General features: G+C 37.2%; 20 protein-coding genes and 1 tRNA gene. 5 read left to right on the forward strand and 16 right to left on the reverse strand.

Annotation, left to right across the window (positions count from 1 at the left end):
• Window positions 1–69: 69 nt before the first annotated feature.
• The 8 genes from ACFIMU_RS07455 to rpmH form a co-directional block, all read right to left on the reverse strand.
• Window positions 70–154 (reverse strand) — tRNA-Leu (locus tag ACFIMU_RS07455).
• 114 nt (window positions 155–268) lie between these two features.
• Window positions 269–889 (reverse strand): 2,3-bisphosphoglycerate-dependent phosphoglycerate mutase, encoded by a 621-nt coding sequence (locus ACFIMU_RS07460; RefSeq protein WP_375607302.1) that lies wholly within the window; start codon window positions 887–889, stop codon window positions 269–271.
• Between the two features lie 28 nt (window positions 890–917).
• Window positions 918–1,730 (reverse strand): 4-hydroxy-tetrahydrodipicolinate reductase, encoded by an 813-nt coding sequence (dapB, locus tag ACFIMU_RS07465; RefSeq protein ID WP_375696967.1) that lies wholly within the window; start codon window positions 1,728–1,730, stop codon window positions 918–920.
• Window positions 1,731–2,846: 1,116 nt separating this feature from the next.
• On the reverse strand, window positions 2,847–3,539 hold the full coding sequence (locus tag ACFIMU_RS07470; RefSeq protein WP_375607300.1) for a glutathione S-transferase family protein: 693 nt from the start codon (window positions 3,537–3,539) through the stop codon (window positions 2,847–2,849).
• A 139-nt stretch (window positions 3,540–3,678) separates the two neighbouring features.
• A complete protein-coding gene (gene yihA, locus ACFIMU_RS07475; RefSeq protein WP_375607299.1) occupies window positions 3,679–4,323 on the reverse strand; it encodes a ribosome biogenesis GTP-binding protein YihA/YsxC in 645 nt (214 codons plus the stop codon).
• Complete coding sequence (yidC, locus tag ACFIMU_RS07480) at window positions 4,323–6,158, reverse strand: membrane protein insertase YidC (protein WP_375696968.1); 1,836 nt, start codon at window positions 6,156–6,158, stop codon at window positions 4,323–4,325. Before yidC ends, yihA begins: the two co-directional genes overlap by 1 nt.
• The gene (rnpA, locus tag ACFIMU_RS07485; RefSeq protein ID WP_375686687.1) at window positions 6,148–6,537 is read right to left on the reverse strand and encodes a ribonuclease P protein component; all 390 of its coding nucleotides are present in this window, start codon (window positions 6,535–6,537) and stop codon (window positions 6,148–6,150) included. Before rnpA ends, yidC begins: the two co-directional genes overlap by 11 nt.
• 117 nt (window positions 6,538–6,654) lie before the next feature.
• Window positions 6,655–6,789 (reverse strand): 50S ribosomal protein L34, encoded by a 135-nt coding sequence (gene rpmH / locus ACFIMU_RS07490; RefSeq protein WP_005864709.1) that lies wholly within the window; start codon window positions 6,787–6,789, stop codon window positions 6,655–6,657.
• A gap of 584 nt (window positions 6,790–7,373) precedes the next feature.
• Between rpmH and ACFIMU_RS07495 the strand changes: the two genes are divergently transcribed.
• A complete protein-coding gene (locus ACFIMU_RS07495) occupies window positions 7,374–8,435 on the forward strand; it encodes an Mrp/NBP35 family ATP-binding protein (protein ID WP_375608506.1) in 1,062 nt (353 codons plus the stop codon).
• Window positions 8,436–8,916: 481 nt separating this feature from the next.
• Here the strand turns inward: ACFIMU_RS07495 and ACFIMU_RS07500 are convergent, their stop codons facing one another.
• From ACFIMU_RS07500 to ACFIMU_RS07530, 7 genes are all read right to left on the reverse strand, one after another.
• Window positions 8,917–9,708 (reverse strand): pyrroline-5-carboxylate reductase, encoded by a 792-nt coding sequence (locus tag ACFIMU_RS07500; protein WP_375686686.1) that lies wholly within the window; start codon window positions 9,706–9,708, stop codon window positions 8,917–8,919.
• Window positions 9,709–9,763: 55 nt separating this feature from the next.
• Window positions 9,764–10,009, reverse strand: coding sequence for a hypothetical protein (locus tag ACFIMU_RS07505; protein ID WP_375607294.1), 246 nt, complete (start codon window positions 10,007–10,009; stop codon window positions 9,764–9,766).
• Between the two features lie 103 nt (window positions 10,010–10,112).
• Window positions 10,113–10,481, reverse strand: coding sequence for a YraN family protein (locus ACFIMU_RS07510; protein ID WP_375607304.1), 369 nt, complete (start codon window positions 10,479–10,481; stop codon window positions 10,113–10,115).
• A 10-nt stretch (window positions 10,482–10,491) separates the two neighbouring features.
• The gene (gene rsmI / locus ACFIMU_RS07515; protein WP_375696969.1) at window positions 10,492–11,379 is read right to left on the reverse strand and encodes a 16S rRNA (cytidine(1402)-2'-O)-methyltransferase; all 888 of its coding nucleotides are present in this window, start codon (window positions 11,377–11,379) and stop codon (window positions 10,492–10,494) included.
• Between the two features lie 2,100 nt (window positions 11,380–13,479).
• Window positions 13,480–15,141 carry a 4Fe-4S dicluster domain-containing protein gene (locus ACFIMU_RS07520; protein ID WP_375615363.1) on the reverse strand — a complete coding sequence of 554 codons (1,662 nt, stop codon included), beginning with the start codon at window positions 15,139–15,141 and terminating at the stop codon, window positions 13,480–13,482.
• Window positions 15,142–15,144: 3 nt separating this feature from the next.
• Window positions 15,145–16,065, reverse strand: a complete 921-nt coding sequence (locus tag ACFIMU_RS07525) for an electron transfer flavoprotein subunit alpha/FixB family protein (protein WP_375608509.1) — start codon at window positions 16,063–16,065, stop codon at window positions 15,145–15,147.
• Window positions 16,066–16,116: 51 nt separating this feature from the next.
• Window positions 16,117–16,863, reverse strand: coding sequence for an electron transfer flavoprotein subunit beta/FixA family protein (locus tag ACFIMU_RS07530; RefSeq protein WP_375607290.1), 747 nt, complete (start codon window positions 16,861–16,863; stop codon window positions 16,117–16,119).
• Between the two features lie 513 nt (window positions 16,864–17,376).
• Between ACFIMU_RS07530 and ACFIMU_RS07535 the strand changes: the two genes are divergently transcribed.
• The 3 genes from ACFIMU_RS07535 to ACFIMU_RS07545 all read left to right on the forward strand — a co-directional run bounded on the left by ACFIMU_RS07535 (window position 17,377) and on the right by ACFIMU_RS07545 (window position 20,107).
• The gene (locus ACFIMU_RS07535) at window positions 17,377–18,192 is read left to right on the forward strand and encodes a hypothetical protein (protein ID WP_375609558.1); all 816 of its coding nucleotides are present in this window, start codon (window positions 17,377–17,379) and stop codon (window positions 18,190–18,192) included.
• A 182-nt stretch (window positions 18,193–18,374) separates the two neighbouring features.
• Window positions 18,375–19,295 (forward strand): sulfite exporter TauE/SafE family protein, encoded by a 921-nt coding sequence (locus tag ACFIMU_RS07540; RefSeq protein ID WP_375607288.1) that lies wholly within the window; start codon window positions 18,375–18,377, stop codon window positions 19,293–19,295.
• 2 nt (window positions 19,296–19,297) lie between these two features.
• The gene (locus ACFIMU_RS07545; RefSeq protein ID WP_375695910.1) at window positions 19,298–20,107 is read left to right on the forward strand and encodes a TIGR02186 family protein; all 810 of its coding nucleotides are present in this window, start codon (window positions 19,298–19,300) and stop codon (window positions 20,105–20,107) included.
• Window positions 20,108–20,129: 22 nt separating this feature from the next.
• Here ACFIMU_RS07545 and ACFIMU_RS07550 read toward each other — a convergent pair whose 3' ends face one another.
• Window positions 20,130–20,414: a DUF6460 domain-containing protein gene (locus ACFIMU_RS07550; protein ID WP_375607286.1), complete on the reverse strand. Its 285-nt coding sequence runs from the start codon at window positions 20,412–20,414 to the stop codon at window positions 20,130–20,132.
• 1,101 nt (window positions 20,415–21,515) lie between these two features.
• Here ACFIMU_RS07550 and ACFIMU_RS07555 point away from each other — a divergent pair.
• The gene (locus tag ACFIMU_RS07555; RefSeq protein WP_375696970.1) at window positions 21,516–23,141 is read left to right on the forward strand and encodes an ABC transporter substrate-binding protein; all 1,626 of its coding nucleotides are present in this window, start codon (window positions 21,516–21,518) and stop codon (window positions 23,139–23,141) included.
• The last annotated feature ends 614 nt before the right edge of the window (window positions 23,142–23,755 follow it).

The following is a 23,755-nucleotide window of genomic DNA, read 5'->3' on the forward strand; positions in this document are numbered from 1 at the left end:
TTATTTACGCGTCCCTCACTGTAAAAAATATATGGAAAATCAATAAATTATTTTGGATAAAAAAGAGCATGGTGCCCAAAAGAGGACTCGAACCTCCACGCCTTACGGCACAGGTACCTGAAACCTGCGCGTCTACCAATTCCGCCATCTGGGCTTATAAAATTCATCTAAGTGCATGAAGTAACTCTGTCAATAAAATTATAGAATTTATTTTTTCAGCTTAAAACGATAGCATTGAACTTTTGAGGGAGATCATGATTTTAGAAGTTTAAGGTGTGAGGACTGTCTTTGATAAAATTGTTGAATCCGGATTAAATGTGTAAATAATAGGAATGCCGGTCGCTAATTCTTGAGATATAATTTCCTCACTGGAGAGACCTTCAAGCGCCATAATAAGAGCACGAAGAGAATTTCCATGTGCTGCGATCAAAACAGTTTGGGAGCGCAAAATATAAGGCTGGATATGGTAAAGATAATAAGGCCAGATGCGCGCACCGGTATCGCGTAGGCTTTCTCCATTCGGTGGCGCAATCGTATAGGAGCGGCGCCACATTTGCACTTGCTCCTGCCCCCATTGTTGGCGTACTTCATCTTTATTTAAACCAGAAAGATCACCATAATTACGTTCATTTAATGCTGGATTTTTTATCACTTCTAAATCTGATTGTCCCATTTGCTCTAAAATGTGCTGAGCGGTTTTTTGAGCTCGCTGTAAGGCAGATGTATAAGCGATATCAAACCTCAAACCATATTCTTTCAGTTTTTTTCCTGCTGCTATCGCTTCTGCATGACCTTTTTCTGTTAAATCGGGATCTTTCCAACCGGTAAAAAGGTTTTTGAGATTCCATTCACTTTGTCCATGACGAATTAGTGTAAGTATGCGTCCCATTATAAATTGCCTCTATTCTATTGATTGTTTAAAATTCATCGTTCAATCCCAAAACATCGAACATTGAATAAAGACCGCTTTCATGATTTTGTGCCCATAAAGCTGCTTTTAATGCGCCATTGGCAAAGATAGAGCGTTCTTGCGCTGTGTGTGAAAGAACAATGCGCTCATTGGAACCAGCAAAAATGACACTGTGTTCTCCAACAACTGTCCCACCACGTGAACAGGAAAAGCCAATGGTGCCTTTTTTGCGTTTACCTATATGACCATTACGTTCGTTGACACACACATTTTTAAACATAACATTGCGTCCTTCAGCTGCTGCTTGGCCAAGAAGAAGGGCTGTTCCAGAAGGAGCATCAACTTTGTTAGCGTGATGCATTTCATAAACTTCGATATCAAAATCATCGGCTTCTAATGCTTTAGCGGCTTTCTTTACAAGGTTGGCTAAAAGATTTATTCCAAGGCTCATATTCCCGGATTTGACAATAGTTGTATATTTCGCAAAATCTGCAATTTTTTCTTCTTCTTTTTTGCTAAATCCTGTGGTGCCAATAATATGGACAAGGCTTTTTTGAGCAGCGTAGTTAGCATAAAGAATGCTGGCTTCTGGTTGTGAAAAATCTAAAATACCTTCTGTATTAGAAAAGGCATTTTCGGGATCATCAGTGATACTAATCCCAAGAGAATCTGAACCAATTAATGCACTGGCATCTTTTCCTACAAACGGTGAACCTTTACGTACAAGAACAGCACAAAGCTCTACATCTTTCCTCTGCTGGATTGCTGTAATGAGTTCACGTCCCATTCTTCCATTTGCACCAACAACTGTAAGGCGCATTTTTATCTCCTTATGATACTTTACTGTGCAGTATAGGCAAATTCTTGTCTTCTTTCCAATGGTTCTTTTTCTTTATAGAAAATTTTTTTCCTGCTTTAATTTATCTTGTTGTGCTGTAAAACACTGTTGTTTAGAGCAAGTGATATAAGATCTACAAATTTAAATAGAGATGTTTTTCGTTAGAGTGTGTGATGAATATTCTTAAGTAAGGTTTGCTTATGAAATCTAATGAAGATTGTGTATTACTTTACGCTTTTGTTTCTTTCGTTCTTTAAAGGGGAGCGTTCTTCATGCAAAATAAGATCTTCCAAACAAAATAGACCTATGTTGTCAATTCATACGCTTTTCTTAAAGAAATATATTTATCAATTCTTCTAAACTTATTTTATGATAGTGCTCGTGAGTGGTATCACGAGAGAGTATCCATGAATAATATAAAATCTATTCTGCGCCATTATCTTTATGCTTCATAAATAGAGCAAATCAGCATTATCATCCGTTTTGTTAGCCTTTAATGTTTTAACTTAGTCATTTTCACTCATCAATTCCATTTGTGACGCATAAGAAAACGATTATTTATCATTGTATATAAATACGTTATCCATAAATAAAATTACGTAAAAAGGGGTAAAAACAAGGGGCTAACAAGAAGTTGGATTGTTTATATACAAGAGTTGGGCGGATTCTTCATCTTTTAGGAAAGTCAGTTGAAAAAATTGTTATGTTGTAAAAACGCATGATGAGGCTTTGTTTATTATAGAGAAAATAGGATATATATTATGCAATGCGTTTTTTCATATATTGGGAAGAATGGAGTATAACATGCGTTAAGTATTGTTATTTTATTTGCCTAGCTTCCAATGATGCTACAGTTCTTGTATTTAAAGAGAGTCTTTAAAATCCTTTCTTAAGTATTTTTTATCCCTGTGCTGATTTTTTTTGTGACACGATAAGAAAGTGATTTTTGTGATTCAATTATAATGGGTTTTATTCTCTGTTTAATACGATCATAAATCAATGTATTATTATATTGTTTATACGCATGCATAAAAATTCATAAACCTATAAATATCCTTTAGATAGAATATCACTTTTATTTTTGTTTGTGAGAGAAGGCTAGAAATCAAGATCTGCATAGTGAGCACTTGCAACAATTCCGCGGACGCGATCTGTTAAAAGAGAACGAAAAGAAGGGCGTGATTTAATTCTCATATACCAGTCTTTGGCAGCAGGAGATTGTTCCCAGTCAATTTCCCCTAGAAAGTCAAGTACAGAAATAGAGGCTGCGGCTGCTAGGTCTGCATAGGACAAGGTAGAACCCACTAAGCTATCGCGAGAGGCACAAAGCCAATTGAGATAGTTCATATGGGGTAAAATATTGGCACGCGCATTGCGTAAAATTTGTGAATTAGGAGCACCACCGCCAATGGCAAGTGGCATTTCACGTTTGTGGATTCGTTCTCGTACGATATGGCGCGTTGCTTCATTTTCGAATTTATTTAAGAACCAATCATTGAGACGGCGTACTTCCGCACGCTCTAAAGGATTTTCCGGAAAGAGCTTATTTTCTTGTCGTAAACTTCCATGTGTTTCGTCTAAATATTCGCAGATAACAAGAGGACCTGATAATGGAACCTCGTGTTCATCGAGAAAAACAGGAACATGACCAGCGGGATTGAGGGCTAGAAATTCGTGTCTTCTTGCCCATTCATGTTCTTCAATCAGCTGAGTGGTTACACCATATTCTCCAAGAATGAGGCGTATGAAGCGCGAGGCAGCGGATAGGGGAGAGTGAAAAAGTGTCAGCATAATTTACACTATCAAATAGAGTTGAAGAGAATTCTTTCAAGTAATCATTTTTATAAAGATGCTTGACTAGAAGTACAAGATCATTAGTAGCTGCTAGTAATTATAATTAATAAATTGTTAATGACTAGGAACTGTTCTCTTATGCGATGGTTTGCAAAATGGCAGCACGTAATTCTTCTAAACCGAGAGCTTTTTCTGAAGAGGTTACAAGAAGCTCAGGGTAAGCTGCTGGGCGCTTGAGAAGCTTTGTTTGTGTGATCATAATTAATTTTTCTAAGGCTTTTGATTTGATTTTATCGCTTTTTGTCAAAACAATTTGATAAGAAACAGCGGCTTTATCAAGAAGAGTAAGAACCTCTTCATCATTATTTTTAATTCCGTGGCGTGAATCAATCAGGATATACACACGTTTTAGCGTTGTGCGTCCCCGTAAATAGTTAAAAATCAAATTTGTCCACGCATCAACCAGATTTTTAGGAGCAGCAGCGAAGCCATAGCCAGGCATATCTACTAATGCTAGAGGGGGAAGATCTCCTAGCTGCCCACTGAAGCCATCGGGTACAAAATAATTAAGCTCTTGAGTCCGTCCTGGTGTGTTTGAGGTACGTGCTAAGCTTTTTTGTTGGACGAGCGCGTTGATTAAAGATGATTTTCCAACATTGGAACGTCCTGCAAATGCAATTTCTGGTGGTCCTTCAGGGGGAAGAAAGTGTATTGCTGGTACACCACGAATAAAAATCCAATTGCGAGAAAAAATTCCAGAAAGGGAAGAATCTCTTGTCATTAATGCACTTCTTTTTTGGGTGATTTTCTCCACATGGATTTCAGATTATCAAAAAGTTCAATTTTGACACCTTGGCGTGTCATCATGATACTTTGCTGGATTATTGATAGTATATTGTTCCATGCCCAATAGATGACAAGACCAACAGGAAAAGAGGCGAGCATAAAAGTAAAGATGACAGGCATCCATGTGAAGATTATCGCTTGAGTTTGGTCTTGAGGAGCGGGATTCATACGCATTTGTAAAAACATCGTTATTCCCATAATCAAAGGCCATGCACCAATCATAAGAAATGTTGGCGTTGTGTATGGCAAGAGACCAAACAAGTTAAAAAGAGATGTTGGATCAGGTGCCGCTAAATCTTGAATCCAGCCAAAGAAAGGTGCATGGCGCATTTCAATGGTGATATAGAGAACTTTATAAAGAGCAAAGAATATTGGAAATTGAACCAACATTGGCCAACAACCGGCAAGAGGATTAATTTTTTCAGTTTTATACAGATCTATTATTGCCTGTTGCTGCTTGGTTCGGTCATCGGGATATTTTTCTTTTATTTCTAACAACCGCGGTTGTATAAGTTTCATACGCGCCATAGATTTATAAGATTTATTGGCTAGAGGGAAAAGAAGTGTTTTTAAGAGCACTGTGACAAGAAGGATGGCGATACCAAAATTTCCTGTTTGCTTATAAAGAATATCAATGAGGGCAAACATTGGTTTGGTGATGAAATCAAACCAGCCCCAATCAATTAAAAGAGCAAACTTTTTAATTTTTAGGTCATTTTGATAATTATTAATAATTTCAACTTGTTTTGCACCAGCAAAAAGACGATTTGTAACAGTTTTTGTTTCATTTGGGGCAATCGTTAAAAGCGACCCTAGCAAGTCAGACTGATAATGCGTTTGCAAACGATCAAAATAAATAAAACGGCTTGTATATTCTTTATTTTGCGGGGGAATAACTGCTACAGCCCAATATTTATCGGTAATACCAATCCAACCTCCTGTTACTTTGGAAAAAGTCATGCTTTTTTGCCCATTATCAGGATTTGGATCAAGCTCTGCTAAGGTTTTATATTTTTCAGTTTTGAGCGAATCTCCTGCAATACCTATCATACCTTCATGAAGTAAATAGGTTGCATTTGTATGTTCTGGTGGTGCTGCACGTGCAACGCGGGCATAGGACGAGAGATGTATTGGTTGATCACTTTCATTGCTGATAGAATCCTCAATGGTAAACATGAAATGATTATCAACAGAAAGGGTCCGCCGGAAGATTTGTCCCTGCCCATTATTATAAATTAAAGTGATGGGTGTTGAAGGGGTCAGGGTTGTGTTGTTTCCCTCTATTTTCCATTGTGTATCAGATTGTGGCAAAGCCTTTGCTGGCAAAGATGCGCTGGTAAAACCAAACTCAGCAAGATAGGTTGTTTTGAAGCCTTTAGGATTTAACAAATCGATTTCCGGTGATTTTTTGTCGACTGTTAAACGATATTTTTTGAGGTGAAGATCATCAAATTGTGCACCAACAAGATTAATAGAGCCTTCAAGTTCATTGGTTTTGATCGCAATACGCTCTGTTTTGGCCAATACAGCTTTTCGAATTTCAGGAGTCATTGGTTGATCAATGATCGATGTTGCTTCGTGTGTTGAGGTATCGTTAGAAAAATTTGTCGTATCAGTAGAGAGTGCTGATTGTTGTTTTGATAATTGCTGTGTGATAGCTTGTTGTTTTTGTAACTTTGCTTGTTTGGGAGCAACATGAAGAAATTGCCATGCGATGAGCACTACGAAAGATAAGCCAATAGCGATAAAGAAATTGCGGTTATATTCCATCCGTACACCCTTGTTGTTGCTGATGTTTTATTTTTGGTTTTATTCGCCGATTTAATTCACTAATCAAGGATGTAAAAGGTGCATGTAACACATCACGGTACGCTACAATGACATAGTCTGTTCCTGCTTCCATGTGGTTTGTTACACCAACTCTCACGGCCTCACGCAAGCGCCTTTTAATACGATTACGTTTCACAGCATTACCGTTTTTACGAGTAACAGTGAAGCCTACACGTGCAAAAAGAGAATCTTTTCTTTCTGCTGTTTGTTCACGAGATTTAACTTCGAGCAAAAATAAAGGACCACGTCGTTTTTCTCCTGTACGGACAGCCAAAAAGTCTGCTCTTTTGCGAATACGGCAGGGATGTTTTTTCTTCATAAAAGAATATTTCGCAATTTCATTAAATGCCTGCAAGCAGACATTGTAGGTTCATAATAAAAGTTTCACAACGAAGAAACGATGAGCAATCCTCAACGGTTGTGAAAATTTAAATGGTTAAGCAGAAAGCCGTTTACGTCCACGAGCACGTCTTGCAGCAATAACTTTACGTCCTCCAGCTGTGGCCATGCGTGCACGAAACCCATGGCGGCGTTTACGGACAAGTTTAGAGGGTTGGTAAGTACGTTTCATTTATTTAAATACCGCGGAGTGCGGCCCTTCTTAATCTTCGTTTTATGAGTAGTTATGCGCGAGATAAACAATTTTATCCTATCATACGGCTGTTAACCCATAAGGAAAAATATAAAAAAAGTCAATCTTAGATTGTTTTTCTCTCTCTTGAAAGAATACAAAACACCTTATAACTATTTGTAACGCTTTTTTACAATACTGTAGGAGTGTTAGAAAATAACGATTGAATCTACAGAACATAAATGGCTAGGGCCTTAAAGAATTAAAGAAGGTGTGACTGATTACTGTATGCTCAATTTAAAATATCCTTTAAGATTAAGAGTTTTTTTCAGTTTTTGTTTTTACAAAATTTTTATCAGAATATTCATTAAAGTGGTTGTAGCACAAATGTGATTGATAGGATTTTATAGCAGATTTTATGTTTGAGCTTCTTTATTTTAAGGATGGTTTCATATTTTTAAAGAGATAAGAGATGTATACTTTATAATGCTGAGTAAAGTAGAAAATTATCAGGTGATGAACCTTGTAAGTATTTTTCGTTCTTATGCTTATATTTGCTGGTATTTTTATAGAGAGGAAAGAACATGGATCTTATCACAAGTGAGGCTGTCCGCAACGTATTACGTACAGTCAAAGGACCAGATCTTGAAAGCGATATTGTGTCGTTGGGTCTTCTTTCAGAAATATTGATTGCTGATGGTAAGGTTTTCTTTTCCATTACAGTTCCTGATGGAGGTGTGCAAAAATGGGAATCATTGCGTCGTTCTGCTGAAAAGGTGGTATGTGCTTTGGAGGGAGTGAAATCTGCTGTTGTTACACTTACAGCAGAAAAAATAACAAAGACAGCACCTAGTCGGAGAGCAAATCTCTTACCGATCAAAATGCCCATAGAAGGTGTGAGGCATGTGATTGCTGTTGCTTCTGGAAAAGGAGGGGTCGGGAAATCTACGATGGCAATAAATATCGCCTTAGCTTTACAAGATTCTGGTTTCAAGACGGGGGTGATGGATGCTGATATTTATGGTCCTTCGTTGCCACGTTTGACAGGACTTGTTAATCAAAAACCACAGCTTATTGGAGAAAAAAAGATTCAACCTCTTGAAAAATTTGGACTTAAATTGATGTCGATGGGATTTTTGGTGGAGGAAGAAAAGCCGGTGGTATGGCGTGGTCCTATGGTTATGGCAGCTGTAACGCAATTGTTACGAGATGTTGTATGGGGGCCTTTGGACGTTTTAGTCGTTGATATGCCGCCAGGTACAGGGGATGCACAATTAACGCTTGCGCAACAGGTACAATTAACGGGTGCGTTGGTTGTTTCTACACCTCAGGATCTTGCTTTAGTTGATGCGCGTAAAGCGATAGAAATGTTCATGAAAGTCAATGTTCCTATTTTAGGACTCATTGAGAATATGAGTTGTTTTATCGCTCCTGATACAGGAAAACGCTACGATATTTTTGGCTATGGTGGTGCACGGGCAGAAGCAGAACGTCGAGAGGTCCCTTTCTTAGCAGAAATACCGCTTGATCCAGCTTTACGATTGTCTTCAGATGAGGGCGTCCCTATTTTTGTTGCTAAGTCTAGTGAAGAGCTTGCTAAACTGTATCGTACAATTGTTGATCAAATAAAAAATCAACTCTTTTGAATATATGTTTATTTAAAAGAATTTGCAAAATGCAATCACGAAAGACAGAAAAATGTTGCTTTTTTGTAAGGAAAAGAGGGAACCTTAATGCTTGAGTGGAGTACGAGAGGTGAAACAAACAAAAAATGAGCCATGCACTTGGGTAATCTGAAGGGGGACTCAATCGGAGCGGCTGGAGCAGTGAGGTGGAAAAATATTGGCATTGGTGCGAAAAGAAGAAGATAGAAAATAAAAATAATTTAGGGAAATGGTAAAAGGTTGTAAAAAATATTTAACAATCACTTTTTTGCGATAAAAGCATCTTGAAGATTAATCGGAAAATTTATCCCTATCTACTTAAATTAAAGGGATGGGTGTTTTAAAAGCCCATTTATCTTGCTCTTGAAATATGTATAGCAGGTAATGTTATCAAACCATATTCAAGAAAAACTCAATGAAAATATCAATAACTTTCTCTTATTGAGAGGATAAAAAATGCTGGTCAAGCCTTTTTAGAAGCATTTATTTTTTGAAAAGTAGCTTCAATAGCTGTTGTTAAAGCACGTCTTCCCCCTTGATGAGAAAAACAATTTGACAAAAATTCATTTGTTCCCCCCTTTGTTGAAAACTCTTTTTCAAGGAGTACAAAATCGAGAGATGTAGCACAATCCGTTGCTATAATTTTACGCATTTCATCTGTAAGATTACCAAACATCATGGTAAGAAATTCTGCTGATTGCTGTTGTTTTAACCCCTGTGTTATAAACCATTGATGGGCTGTTTCTATAAAATTAAAATATATGCCCATAAGTGAACCAGCAGTCATAAAAAGATTAAACTGCTCTTCCTTATCCAGCACCAATGTACCCCCCAATGCATCAAATAGAGCGCGTAAAAAGGGATGATCGGGATAAATTGGTGTCAAATTTTTACACTCTGCAACAAAAGGTAGAGGAACAGCACGATAAACTTTATGGTTGATCCATTCTTCTACTTCTGCTGCTTTTGCCATAGCAAGTACGGAAATAACCAGCTGTTCTGGACGAAAGCGAAGAGAACGCAAAACGTTTTCTGCAATTTGGTTAGGCAAGCAAAGAAAAACGTAATCACTCACATCGAGCAACATTTGGTTATTTTCAGCAATCATAACCTTATCATATGTGTGTGAAAGATGCTCTGCTGTTTGTGCATTGCGAGGTGAAACAATAATGGAAGAAACGTCAAAGGTGCTTGTCATGAGGCCATTGACCATTGAAGCACTGATTGTGCCCGTTCCCAAAAAGCCAAGTTTCATTTCTCTTCCTCATTTTTATATTTTAAAAGGAATCTCAATTAACAGTTTATGTGTTTTAACTAACATAGATGCTAATTGAGGAAGCAACACATAAAATAGCAAGAATAATCAAGCCCAAATAGACTTTTGGTTTATCAAATAGAACAGCAAAAGCAGAAAACCAACCAACAATAGCTGCGGCTAATGCAAATAAAAAACCTGGTTTATTCATAAGAACAATATGCATTGCCATTAAACCACCAATAATTAGCGCTCCAAAAACAATGAGCAAACCTGTTGCAAACTTTTCATAATCATCCATATTTCGCTCCTTATAGTGCTCAAATTGTTACACACTTTTTAACGCATATGCATATAAAAACGAAACGTTTTTTATTGGGTATGGTTAAAATTGGCGCCTCCTCTTATTTATTAGATGTAAAAAATGCGGGGATATGCTGTGGCCAACGCCAAGGTAAAACTGCAATCAAATCAAAACGTACAGACAAAAAGGCGTAATCCTTTTGCCGTGCTAGCCAAATATCGGCTGCTGCCTCAATTCGCTTTTCATTTATTCGAGAAACTGCTTCCATTGCTTCGGCTAATGTTGAACGTGCTTTGACTTCAACGATTAAAACCAAATTTCCACGTCGTGCAATTAAATCAATTTCACCACATTTTGTTTTAAAACGCATTTCGGCAATGTGAAACCCTTTGCAACGCAACCACCATGCTGCCAATTTTTCTGCACGAACTCCTCGATAAAAAGACTTTTGTCTCTGTTTTTTTTGTATAGTCTTAATTTTATGCATTTTTTAAAAAATTTAACCGCTGAAAAAGTTCCTGCTTTTTAAAACCGGTCTTTTTTGCAACCAAAGCTGCTGCTTGAGCAGCAGAATGTGTCCGCGAGAGTTCTAATAACATTTCATCAACTTCTTGATCACTCATTACGTTTAAAGAAGAAGATGATTCTCCAACAAGTACAACAATTTCTCCACGAATATGTGATTGTTTTTTGTAAGATTCCAACAAATTTCCTAAATTGGAAGCCTCCACTGTTTCAAACTTTTTTGTTAATTCACGACAAATTGCGGCGGGTCGATCTGCCGAAAAAAGCGTGATCATATCCTGTAAAGTTTCAACAAGACGATGTGGTGATTCATAAAAAATCAAAGTCGCTGGAATCTCTTTTAATTGTTCCAATCGTTTTTGACGCTGTGCTTTACGTGCACTCAAAAAACCTGCAAAGAAAAAGCTATCCGTAGGAAGCCCTGTTGGTATAAGAGCGGCTAAAAGAGCTGATGCTCCAGGGATCGGAATAATTTTATGACCAGCTTTACGTGCCTTTTCTACCAATCGAAATCCGGGATCAGAAATAAGTGGCGTTCCCGCATCAGAAACAAGCGCTACCGTTTTGTTTTCTGCCAAAGCGGCTAAGAGCTTCGGACCCGCTTTTTGCGCATTATGTTCATGATAGAGAAAAGTTTTTTTCTGAATACCATAACGTTGCAACAAAACACGTGTTACCCGCGTATCTTCACACGCTAAAATATCAATTCCTGCAAGCACTTGCAAAGCACGAAGCGTAATATCTGCAAGATTTCCGATAGGCGTTGCTACAAGATAAAGCCCTGGTTCTATAACGGGGGCAGAATAAGCATGCGCACCTATAAAATATGCTTTTTCACACATGCTCTTTTCTTTTCATCAAATTCCCCTCACCACAAGATTTTTATTCATATTCATAAGCTTTATAAGCCATTTTTGTTCATTTTTTACCAGTACATTTTTTTATCATTACAAAGGCTTACTTTGCTCGAATAGTTGATACTCCCACAATACAATAGTTTTACCTTCATATTCACTAACATTATCATCTGTTTTGGTCAGCATGATCTTTTTCAAAAAAAATAGATTCCAGATGTAGCCAATATCTTATCAGCTCTATAATTTTCTATAAAGTTTTTCCTTCGAGAACCAAAAACAATTTTACCTGTGCCTATATTTCACGCTTGGTTGTGCTCTTTTACAAGCTAAACTTTCTCGATTATTTCCATAACGCCCATCTTTCAAATACTCCATTGATATTCAAACTGTTCTTTTGAGTAAACGTAAGCAGATCCTTTTAAAACACAAACAACTCGCTATATCGTTATTGATCAAATATAAGCCTTTCTTAGAAAAATATTTCATTTTGTCCTATTCTCTTCCCCCTTAACGGATATAAAGAATATCTTAAAAACTTTTAAGATTTATTTTTATCTTAATTGTTTGATTTATAATGGATAATTTATTATTTTTTGCCTATAGAGTAGGCGCCTTAAATATCGTAAAATTATCTCATTTTAACGCCTTTTATCATCAATGAATCAAAATCATTTATGTGCATCACAAGGAGGATTTGTGTGTCGTTAAAGACGAGTAAAAAAGGAGTAAAATGCCTTTTTGAGCTCTCTTAAAGCAAAGGCTATCGCAACATTGGAGTTAGCAAAGAAAGTGATGCTGCCAGTTTATACTTTTTATTGCGTTATGGAACTATTCATTGACGAGAATACGTGATATTTTTCTCAAGATTTGTCACGAAAGAATTGTTCGATATGTCTTGAGAGCTATCTTTTAAAAATAAATCCATAAATAAACAACACAAGTCTGTTTTAATTTTAGGCGTTTTATTTTTTTGAAGGATATGCTCCTATAAAAAATGCAAGTCATAAAAGCAGGGACAATATGTGATCTCTCTTTTTTAAAAGATAGTGTAATGTTTTTGAAAGTCGTAAAACCGCATGACAAAGATGGAAACGGATTTCTTCCTTTCAGACTTCATATTCTTACTCAATGAAGCAGTCTTTTCGTTTCAGGAATTACTCAAATAGAATATGCAAGATTTTTGCTCAGGATACAAAAGCTGGAATGACTCGCTTTCATTCACCTTTATCTTTCTTTACATATATGCCGCTTGTGTTCGATTTGGATGTTGATTTACAAGTTACAGCGAAAGTACAAGCTTTATAAAGAAAATACGCTATAAAACGCGTAATAGAATGGTTATGAATTGGAAAGACATTTGGGCTTTGTCAGATATTATTTCCAATAATGATAGCACTTATGGCTTTTTATTCTTATGGTGTTTTTACACATTCTTTGCATTACATCTGTAAAGGTTAGATGCAAGACAATGTATAGCCCCCCCTTGATTTGAGCGTAAAAAGTTGATGTGATACTCAGATTTTGGGATGTCTTTATCAGTAGATAACATATTGAGAGTGATTAAATAAGCATGCTCTGTGTTATGCAATATTTTATTTTTTCTACATTCATCCGTGGTCTTCTTTAGTGAAAATTGTTTGGCAAAGGATAGGAGATAAAACAAACTCGAAGCATATCTCCATGGGTTTTATTCTTGGCTTTTTGAAACGATTGAGTTTTCTTATGAGGAGGCTAAAAACATTTTGAATCATGGGGGAGGGAGCAAAGTGGAGCTACAGCTTTGTCTTTGTACAGACTGTTGAGAGTAGAGTCTGTATTTTTATAGCAGAATGGTTAAGATATCTTCATTCTTGTTTTGTTATTAAGATAAAAAATTTTTTATAAAAATATGTTATGTTTTTCTATTGAAAAAAGTTATACGGTGGAGAGAGTCTTTTATATTGAGAATAGAGTTCTTTTTACATTGTGAAAGAACGTATGCAGGAAGGTAATTGATAGATTTCTGATCTGAGGGAAATATTTTTATCCATTGCGTTTTGTATATTTCAATTTTAGGAGAATGAACAATGATTATACATTGGGAAATTACATATTGGGATAGAAGGGGCCTTCATTGCCTTGCGGACAGATCCAAGTGATATTTTGGTTCGGATCTTTGATGTCGCATGTTTTACAATGTATGCAATTTGAAGCGTTTATCATATAAGTCAGATGATCATTATCCTCTAGCCACTCGTAGACAGCGGCGGGGCAATAGTTTGTGGAAGGTCCTCCGTAGATTGCATATTCAGAGTCCTTTTGCTTTTTTAATGAGGCTATTTTTAAATGGCAAGGTTGATTTTCTTCATGATGCGTATTGGAAAGGGCAACACTTGAAAGGCGATCAAAGGTTATAACGCCATCTGGTTTTGGGTAAGAAATGGGTTGAAATTTTTCTGCTGGTTCAAGGCATGCATAATCTTCCTTTCCATGGGAGAGTGTTTTAAATAAGGAAAATCCGAACAGTTGTTGCCACCACATATCAAAACCAGCAAGTTTAATTCCATATTTTGTCCCATATTTTGCCCAGAGCGGTTTGGCATTTCGCACTTTATAAAGATCTTTGCCAATGAGCCCTTTTCGCCATTGTTCTTCGATTTCTTTAACCTCATCATGGGCACGCCCTTGAGCAAGAGCGGTAGCGATTTTATCGGCAGCTAATATGCCAGATAAGATGGCATTGTGTGATCCTTTGATACGAGGAACATTGACAAATCCAGCAGAGCAGCCAATAAGTGCCCCACCAGGAAAGGTGAGTTTTGGTACAGATTGCCAACCTCCTTCGCTGATAACACGTGCACCATAGGAAAGACGCTTTGCACCTTTAAAGATTTTATAGAGTTTTGGATGTGTTTTAAAACGTTGAAATTCTTCAAAGGGAGAAAGATAAGGATTTTTGTAATCTAAGTGCACAACAAAACCGACAGAAATGATATTGTTTTCTTGGTGATAAATAAAGCCACCACCACCGGTATTATTGTCTAAGGGCCAACCCGTGAAATGTTGTACTAAACCGCGTTGGTGTTTGTTGGGATCAATTTCCCAGAGCTCTTTGAGACCAAGACCAAATTTTTGTGGTTCACGATTTTTGCTAAGGTTGAAATGTTGTATCAGTTGTTTTGCAATTGAGCCGCGTGCTCCTTCCGCAATTAAAGTATATTTTGCCAATAAAGCCATACCAGGCATATAATTTTTTCCAGGAGTTCCATCTTTGTTAAGCCCCATATCACCGGTGAGAACACCAATAATCGCTTTGTTATCGTTTTGGATAATCTGTGTTACGGCAAAACCGGGATAGATTTCAACACCCAATGCTTCAGCTTTTTTGCTTAACCAGCGGCAAACGTTTCCAAGCGAAACGATATAACATCCGTCATTTGATAAGATTTTGGGATGCAGAATATTGGGAAATATTGTAGCTTTTTGAGGCTTTAGAAAAAAAAACTGGTCATGGGTAACAGGGGTCGTGAAGGGATGATCATTGTCATTTCGCCATTCTGGTAAGAGTGTATCGATACCAATGGGGTCAATAACTGCGCCAGAGAGAATATGGGCACCAACTTCGGTCCCTTTTTCAACAATTGTGACAGAAAGCTCAGGATTAATTTGTTTCAAACGAATTGCGGCAGAAAGCCCTGCAGGTCCTGCTCCGACAATGACTATGTCAAACTCCATACTTTCACGTTGGTCATGTAGAGGTGTTTTCATGGCTTATAAAGCTTTCTCCAATTCTGGAATAATTTGGTGGAGATCACCTACAAGGGTGTAATCGGCAATTTGCATGATGGGAGCTTCTTCATCGTTATTAATGGCAACAATAATTTGTGCATCCATTATACCGGCTAAATGCTGGATTGCACCGGAAATGCCAACGGCGATATAGAGTTCAGGGGCAACGACCTTTCCTGTTTGTCCAATTTGCCAATCATTGGGAGCATAGCCTGCATCCACTGCTGCGCGGCTGGCACCTAAAGCAGCATTTAATTTGTTTGCAAGAGGAAGAAGCAGGGCCATAAATTTCTCTTGAGAACCAAGACCACGCCCGCCTGATATAATAACACGGGCTGAGGTGAGATCAGGACGATCACTTTTGTTTGTCTCTGCTTTTACGAAAGAAGAAAGATTTGGATTGGGAGCTGGTGTTATTGTTTTAATGGGAGCAGAATTATTTTGGGAAGGCGTTGGGGTGAAAGAAGCGGTGCGAACTGTTATAATCTTTTTATAATCATTGGTGCGTACAGTTTCAAATGCATTGCCTGCATAAATTGGTCGTTTGAAGGTATCGGGTGAAAGAATGGCGGTAATATCTGAAATTTGCATAAGATCAAGAAGAGCTGCTACGCGCGGCATCACATTTTTCCCAGTACTGTTGGATGCTGCCATGATCACATCATAATCATTTGCTAACGTGAGGATTGTATCTGCCATAGGCTCGGCAAGTTGATGGGCTAAATAGTCTGCTTTTGCAATAAGAACTTGCCGCACACCATCAAGTTTAGCACTGTTTTCCGCTATCGTTTGAATTTTTTCTCCGCAAACCAGAATATCGATATCATTACTGAGTACGCGTGCAGCGGTGAGTACTTTTGCTGTTTCTTCTGTATTATGATCGGCCAGTAAAAGAATTGCCATAAGTTTTTACCCTTTTATGTAAGTGTTGCTTTTACTCTAGTGGAGAGAATATTAAATGCAGTTCTTTTGTTTTAGCGCACTGACAAGCTCTCCTACATTAGCTACTTTAATACCGGATTGACGGGGTTTGGGTTCTTCAACGCTTAAAATTGTTAAGCGTGCTTTCGTATCGATGCCAAGATCAGTCAGCGCTTTTTGTTCAATGGTTTTCTTTTTTGCTTTCATAATATTAGGGAGAGAGGTGTAGCGCGGTTCATTGAGCCGTAGATCGGCGGTCATAACCATGGGAAGGGGAAGAGAAAGGGTTTGTGTTCCATTATCAACTTCACGAATAACTGTAGCATGCCCATTTTCTATGTTAAAATGTGAGGCAAAAGTTGCCTGTCCCCACCCAAGAAGAGCGGCGAGCATTTGTCCTGTTTGGTTGCTATCGTCATCAATCGCTTGTTTTCCTAAAAAGACCATATCAGGTTTTTCTTCATCAACTATGGCTTTGAGAATCTTAGCAATTGCTAAGGGTTCAAGTGTTTGATCCGTGGTGACAAGAAGTGCGCGATCAGCCCCCATTGCAAGTCCTGTTCGTAGAGTTTCTTGGGCTGCTTCTGGTCCGATTGAAACAAGAATAACTTCTGAAACTTTACCGGATTCTTTCTGGCGAATTGCTTCCTCTACGGCTATCTCATCAAAAGGATTCATAGACATTTTTACGTGAGACAGATCAACGCCTGTGCTATCGGGTTTGACACGTATTTTGATGTTATAATCAACAACACGTTTGATAGCGACAATTATTTTCATGATGATCCTCTTTGTTGTATGATTACAAGTTTATAGCAATACTCATAAGAAACAAAATTGTTTAGAATGAAGTCTTATTTATAACTTGTGTTTTCTTTCATATAAGCTTTTTTTACGTTTACTTGTACTTTCTTGTTGTCATTTTCAATCTTCATATCTTCTGCATTGCCATAATTGCCTTATTTGCTTGAATAAAAAGTAAAAAAATCACTCTGTCTTATGAGAATATTTTTTTCATTTTATATGCTCTGTTTATGATGGCGCATCAGGGGCTTTAGGCAATGAAAAAATTAAGTGAAAAAAATAAAAATGGGGGAATGATTTTGCTCTTCAAATCTTGAGGACAAAAAAATAGAGATTTTTCTTTCAAATATTTTAAATAAAGATTGGGGCGAAATATTTCTAACAAAAAAGTTTTTGGGCGTTCTTAAAGCTCTATTTACTAAAATAGAGCACACTTTATTCATCATTTGTGCGATTCTTTTCAAAAAGGTTAATGAGGGGTAAGCGTTTGTGAATACGAAGGGTCATACGATCAACCAGCCGATCAATCAGGTTAGGAATGATAAATTCTCTTCTTTTATTGAACAGAAGGAGAGAACGGATGCGCCTATGGATGTAACGATGTCGGATATTGCTCAAAAATTACGCACTGTTCATGCACAAATGCAAATGAAGCATTCTTCCCGTTCTTTGATAGAGCAGGGGGCTTTAGAAGAGCATTTTAAATCTTACTTAGATGATATTAGTCGGGCCATTTTGGCTGAATATTATATCCGTCGTCAAAGAGAAAAAAAGCTTTTTGAATCTTTAGAGCAGATTAAAACAATTGTTCAAAGTTTACAGAGTGAAAAAAAGAGCTTAGAAGAAGTAGCGGTAACACGACCGGTGTCTCGTTCAAAATCACCTGATTCCGTTGTACAAAAACTTGCTCATATGGAATATGAGGGAAATAAAGAACGCTTATCACTTCAAAAGGTTCAAAATTTTTCGAGACAAAACGGTATAATTCCACTCCAAACAAATGTTAAAAATGTGGCGCAGAAAGAAAATAAAAGCTCTTTGCCAAGTGATACTATGAAGCCTTCTTTTAAAAAGGTTGAGGGAGCCGTAGAGTGTGCTTCGATAGAAAAAAAGGATATGGGTATTCAGGCACCTAATCGTGGCATTGAGAACGATTTTTCTTCTTTAAAGGCGCAGTCTCAAGAGAGTGTTTCGTTTTTATCTCATTTGGTAAAAAAAAGTGTTCTTTGTTTTTTAACCGTTGCATTTATGGTAGCGATAACGTTATGTCTTTACAGCGTTTTAAAAGGAGCGCGTTTTTTTTAGTTTTTATGATGTTGATGTTAATAGATATGAAATGTATTGCGCATTCGTGGATTATGCGAAAGTTGTATAGCAATTAAAATTATCCTTTTAAACACGCAACAGAGATTATTGGAAAAGAGGATAATTGGAGAAAGATTCTCTCAATTGTTAAAAAGCCTCAGATTATCTTGAAGGTTCTGTAAGTGAGTATTTATTTACCAATTGCTGAAATGTCTCTCAATATGCTGATTTTGATTGGTATGGGAGTCGTTGCTGGTTTTTTTTCTGGTCTTTTTGGAATTGGGGGCGGTTTTCTTATCACTCCTTTATTGATTTTTTATAATATCCCTCCTGCTATTGCTGTTGGAACAGGTGCAAATCAGATGATTGCGTCATCTGTAACAGGAGCGATTACCCATTTTAGAAGACGTACGCTCGATATCAAACTTGGTATTCTTTTGGCGATTGGAGGAGGGGGGGGATCTTTAATCGGGATTCAGATTTTCTCTGTTTTGAAAAAATTAGGTCAATTAGACTTAATGATTTCTCTTCTTTATGTGATTCTTCTTGGAAGTGTAGGAAGCTTGATGATTGTTGAAAGTTGGTATGATATGATGCGCAAGCGTAAGGCAGGAAAAGCCAATATTCGTCTTGCTGGTCGACATAACTGGATTCATCGCTTACCGTTAAAAATGCGTTTTCGGACATCTATGATCTATGTCAGCATTATTCCAGTTTTAGGGATTGGTCTCATTGTAGGGTTGTTGTCTTCTATTATGGGAATTGGTGGGGGGTTCTTTATGGTACCAGCATTGATTTACCTTCTGCGTGTTCCAACCAATGTGGTGATTGGAACTTCACTTTTTCAGATCACATTTGTGTCTTCTTTCACGACAGTTTTACAAAGTATGACTCATCAGTCCGTTGATATTGTCCTGGCTTTTTTATTAATGCTGGGAGGAAGTATTGGTGCGCAATATGGAACACGGGCTGGACGGAAGTTAAAGGCGGAACAATTGCGTATGGCACTTGCGTTTTTGGTGTTGATTGTGTGTATGCGTCTTGCTTTTCAATTATTTATACGCCCCGATAATCTTTTCTCTCTGGATATTCTTATGAGATAAAAATGGGTAGATTATTTTCTTTATGCATCATTACAAGTTGCTTTTGTTTTGTTTCTTTTTCTACATGGTCACATGTTGGGACGACAGCGACATTCGTTGATCAAGTTGATCACGAAACTGTTCAAATTATCGTAACAACAAATACGATTACTGTGGATGCAAATTTTGCTGGTCGTGATCTTTATATTGCTGGTGTTTTGGAAAATATTGATCCGTTATATGTTCGACAAAACCGTTATGATGTTGTTGTGAGCTTGGAGGGACAAGAGCGGACAATGGTGATGCGAGAAAAAAAACGTAATGCCGGTGTTTGGGTTAATACAGATTCTCTTATTTTTAAAAAGGTTCCTCTTTTTTACTCTATGGTCACAACACGTGAAATTGACGATATTACGAGTGTTGAAGATTATAAACGCTTGGGGTTAGGATTACTTTATTTGCCATTGCAGACGGATGAAAAAGATCAGAAAAAAATACAGATCTTTCGCGATGAACTTATAAAACTGCAAAAAGCCAAAAGCCTTTATTATGAGGAAGTAGGGGGTGTTCGTTTTGGTTCTGACACGCTTTTTACTGCACATTTTCGTTTACCAACCAATATTCCTGTTGGACATTATAAGGTTCGTGCTTATCTTTTTCGTGATGGTCAGTTTATTGATAGTACAACAACGACTCTTGAAATTGTTAAAGCACATATCGCTTATACAATTTTTTACGCAGCACATAAGTATCGTTTCTTATATGCTATTGTTGCGGTGATCATTGCTGTTACCACAGGATTTTTATGTCGTTTGATTTTTCGAAAAGACTAGCGCAAGGAAAATGTTGAGGCTTTTATTTTTTATGAAAAATGCGTAAGATAAGAAAGATAGGCACAACAACAATCGCTCCCGTCATGGTGATATGAAAGAAGTTTGTGAGCGTTATAAATCCTGTTGCCCATAGAGACTGAAAAAAATCTATAATTTTCTGTATGAGACTTTTGGGTGTCCATCCCAAAAAATTCATTATGATGCCAATAAAAAATGAAAGGATGAGCAATTTTAAACTAACATGGTGGCTTAATGTGCCTCCAAGAAAAGCACGAAAAGAATCTGACAATTTTTTCTTTCGGTTCATTTTAATATACTTTCGAATATCTTGTTTTTTATTGTATCATCATAGTACAGTGATGTCATTGTCATAACAGTGATGTCATTGTCATAAAAGAGAAAGATCTTTTATTTTTTCTTACTTTTTTGGAGTGCATCACTTTAGTATTGGTGTAATATCAGTGCTTTAAAATATACGCGCGTTCTCTTGCCTTTTTTGCGATATTTTCATGGCGCTTTTTTCATTAAATGAAGAGATATCCTTTCGTTTCTGAGAATTTGTAGGGGAGTTTTATAGCGTTTCGATATTTCGTATTAGGATAAGAGTTCTAGTCTATTGAAGATTTTATAACAGATTTATTATTGTTGTGTATAGAAATAATATTTCAAGGCATTTTACTTAAAAAAAGACTATCTATTCTGATAAGGGTGTGCTTATATAGGTATTATATTTAGGTATTTCAACCTTAGTGCATTGAAAAGATATTTTTTGCTGAAAAAATGTAAGCAATGAAGTAAGTGTTGTTAGAGGAGCAAAGGTATTTAAAATACGATGTGGGAAAAAGTTTTGTTATGTGCGGGTGTGTAAAAGAATATCAGAGGGCCATGCTCCTTTTATTTAGAAATAAAATATAATTTAAAAGCTGTTATTTGCCAGAAAATTATGGAGAAATTCAAAATTCCTCTTATAGGGGGAGGCGTTTCATGTCGGTTAACGGATGAATTTTCCTGTTTTGTTAAAATATCAAATTGTTATTAGAGCTCTTTGTTATTAAGGCGCTTAAGTTAACAAGGAAGAGTCTTTTTATAGCATAAAAAGGCGAAAAGAAAGAAGAAACACGCTTGCCCGACAAGAAAGAGAAAATAGTGGTTTTATAATCTTCAATCGTCAGCGTTATGACATCATGAATAGGCTCTGTTATGGGTGAGCGTTCATTCTATGTCTGAGTGTTTGCCGTTGCATGTTTTGGTTTGGCTTATGAGTGTGGGCAGGGAAGTGGTTGGTAAGGGGTGGTGTTTGAAAGTTTGAATACTTTGTTTGAGGCGCTTATGGATCATCTAACCTTATTATTAAGCATGTGCTTGTTGCGTGGAAAATTTATACAATAAACTTTAAAAGGAAAAGTCTATGAGCTTGAAAAGAAAAATATTAAAGAATAGCAGCTCTCTTGTTTCTGCTTTTATAGCACTGGCGATGGTTGCACAACAGGTTTGGGCAAAAACTCCCGCAGATACCCTTGTGATGGCTTGGAATATTGATGGAATCGGTACGTTTGATCCCGCACAACTTAATGATGTTTATGGAAGTGAAATTGTTCACAATGTTTGTGATAGTTTGGTCAGTACCGCAACAGATGATCCTGCTAAAATGGTTCCCGCTTTAGCAACACATTGGGATGTTTCAGGGGATGATCACAGTACGGTGATTACTTTTCATTTGCGTGATGGTTTGAAGTTTAATGATGGGAGATCAGCCAATGCCAATGATCTTCTTTGGAGTATGAAGCGGATTGTTAAATTAAAGATGACCAATGCGGCAATTTTTAATGAATATGGAATTACAGAGAAAAATGTTGATGATGCTTTAAAAGCCCCTGATGAAAAAACAGTGGTGATGAAATTTGATAAGCCTTATCCAGCAGAGCTTATCCTTAATAATATTGTTGCAAGTCCGGCAACAGCTTTGCTTGATCGTGAGACAATTATGAAGCATGAAAAAGATGGCGATCTGGGAAATCAGTATCTGAAGAGTCATGCTGCTTGTGTTGGTCCTTATCAGTTAAGCAGTTGGCGCCCTGGAGAAGCTCTTTTGTTGCGTGCGAGTTCCCATTATTGGGGCGAGGCGCCTAAATTGAAGCAGATTCTTATTCGCCATGTTGCAGAGCCTGGAACACAACGTTTATTGTTGCAAAAGCACGATATTGATGTTGCTCGTGATTTGACTCCTGAAGATCTTGCAGATCTGCAAAAAACAACAGATGTTAAAATCGAGAAAGTGTTAGAGCCATCCATGATGTATTGGGGATTTAACATGACAAATCCTATTTTTGCTAAGGAAAAAGTACGCTTGGCGATGCGTTATCTTATTGACTATGAAGGTCTTGGTAAGAAGCTTCTCAAAGGGATTGGTGTTCCACGGGCGAGTTTTATTCCTCTTGGTAACTTTGGGGCTTTGGATGAAAAAGAAGGGCAACCCTTTAGATTTGATGTTGCAAAAGCCAAGCAGCTTTTAGCAGAGGCTGGTTATCCGAATGGCTTTGAGGCAAATTTTCTTGTATCAAATGCCCCTTATACGCTGTTACTTGCTCAGTCACTTCAAGATAGTGCCGCACAGGCGGGGGTGCGTCTTAAAATTGAACGGATGGCTGGTACACAGTTGTTTTCAAAAGTGAATGCACGGGCTTTTGATACGACTTTTATCGGATGGAATAATGATTCTGCGGACCCTCATACAATGGCTTCACGTCTTATTTATAATCCGGATAATCGGTCTGAGGCAAAAAACATCGCCTATCCTAGTTGGCAGAATGGGTATTTTGATGCTGAGTTGAATCAAAAAGTTGAAGAGGCATTGTTTCAAAAAGATCCGCAAAAACGAGCGCAACTTTATGCTGATTTACAACGTGAATTGATGCAAAAAGGGCCTTATGCGTTTATCTATCAGAAATATGCTATTATAGCGATGACACCTGATGTCAAAAAGTGGGTTTGGAATAGTGCACCACAAATTTTTTATAGTAAAATTGAAAAATAAGTGTGTCTTTAAATGTTGTAAAATACAACAAAAATGAAATCATAATAACTTCAGCGTCTTGCATAGTGTTTAAGAACTTTGCAAGACGCTGGAGATCATGGGGAATGACTGGATATGGTGTTGAATATTTCTATTTTAAAAAGGCTCTGTCATTTTCATTAATGATGTGTTGGTATGGATGTTAGAACTGAATATTTCAACTTTCATGAAGTAAAAAGTGGTAAATTTATTTGCTAAAAAGTCAGAGCAACGAATATCGCGGAATTTTAGCATTGCTAAGAAGCGAAGATTTTGCAATGGTAAAGAAAAGTTTTATTATGGGGAAGGTACGAGGAATATCAGTTTTTTTATGATGTTCATGTTTCTTACTTTGAAAGATGGTAAGATGCCAATTGGAGGGTGTTGTTTTACGGGGAGTGATGAAAAATTTCAAATTTCCTTTTGAAGAAGGAATAAAAGTTGTTGCACTTGGCAAATTGACGCATTTTCCTGTTTGATCAAAACTTTAAATTATGATGAAGGCTTTTTGTTATTAAAGCATTTGAAACAACAAGGGGAGTGCTTTGATGACATTTAAAAGACGTCAGAAAAAACAAGAGGAAAACTTGTTCAAT

Source organism: Bartonella sp. AC70YNML (assembly GCF_042196545.1).
Lineage (GTDB): Bacteria > Pseudomonadota > Alphaproteobacteria > Rhizobiales > Rhizobiaceae > Bartonella.

Bases quoted from the DNA above. Each gene is read 5' to 3' on its own strand.
- ACFIMU_RS07460 (WP_375607302.1), bottom strand. From the start codon at position 889: ATGGGACGCATACTTACACTAATTCGTCATGGACAAAGTGAATGGAAT.
- dapB (WP_375696967.1), bottom strand. From the start codon at position 1,730: ATGCGCCTTACAGTTGTTGGTGCAAATGGAAGAATGGGACGTGAACTC.
- ACFIMU_RS07470 (WP_375607300.1), bottom strand. From the start codon at position 3,539: ATGCTGACACTTTTTCACTCTCCCCTATCCGCTGCCTCGCGCTTCATA.
- yihA (WP_375607299.1), bottom strand. From the start codon at position 4,323: ATGACAAGAGATTCTTCCCTTTCTGGAATTTTTTCTCGCAATTGGATT.
- yidC (WP_375696968.1), bottom strand. From the start codon at position 6,158: ATGGAATATAACCGCAATTTCTTTATCGCTATTGGCTTATCTTTCGTA.
- rnpA (WP_375686687.1), bottom strand. From the start codon at position 6,537: ATGAAGAAAAAACATCCCTGCCGTATTCGCAAAAGAGCAGACTTTTTG.
- rpmH (WP_005864709.1), bottom strand. From the start codon at position 6,789: ATGAAACGTACTTACCAACCCTCTAAACTTGTCCGTAAACGCCGCCAT.
- ACFIMU_RS07495 (WP_375608506.1), top strand. From the start codon at position 7,374: ATGGATCTTATCACAAGTGAGGCTGTCCGCAACGTATTACGTACAGTC.
- ACFIMU_RS07500 (WP_375686686.1), bottom strand. From the start codon at position 9,708: ATGAAACTTGGCTTTTTGGGAACGGGCACAATCAGTGCTTCAATGGTC.
- ACFIMU_RS07505 (WP_375607294.1), bottom strand. From the start codon at position 10,009: ATGGATGATTATGAAAAGTTTGCAACAGGTTTGCTCATTGTTTTTGGA.
- rsmI (WP_375696969.1), bottom strand. From the start codon at position 11,379: ATGTGTGAAAAAGCATATTTTATAGGTGCGCATGCTTATTCTGCCCCC.
- ACFIMU_RS07520 (WP_375615363.1), bottom strand. From the start codon at position 15,141: ATGAAAACACCTCTACATGACCAACGTGAAAGTATGGAGTTTGACATA.
- ACFIMU_RS07525 (WP_375608509.1), bottom strand. From the start codon at position 16,065: ATGGCAATTCTTTTACTGGCCGATCATAATACAGAAGAAACAGCAAAA.
- ACFIMU_RS07530 (WP_375607290.1), bottom strand. From the start codon at position 16,863: ATGAAAATAATTGTCGCTATCAAACGTGTTGTTGATTATAACATCAAA.
- ACFIMU_RS07545 (WP_375695910.1), top strand. From the start codon at position 19,298: ATGGGTAGATTATTTTCTTTATGCATCATTACAAGTTGCTTTTGTTTT.
- ACFIMU_RS07550 (WP_375607286.1), bottom strand. From the start codon at position 20,414: ATGAACCGAAAGAAAAAATTGTCAGATTCTTTTCGTGCTTTTCTTGGA.
- ACFIMU_RS07555 (WP_375696970.1), top strand. From the start codon at position 21,516: ATGAGCTTGAAAAGAAAAATATTAAAGAATAGCAGCTCTCTTGTTTCT.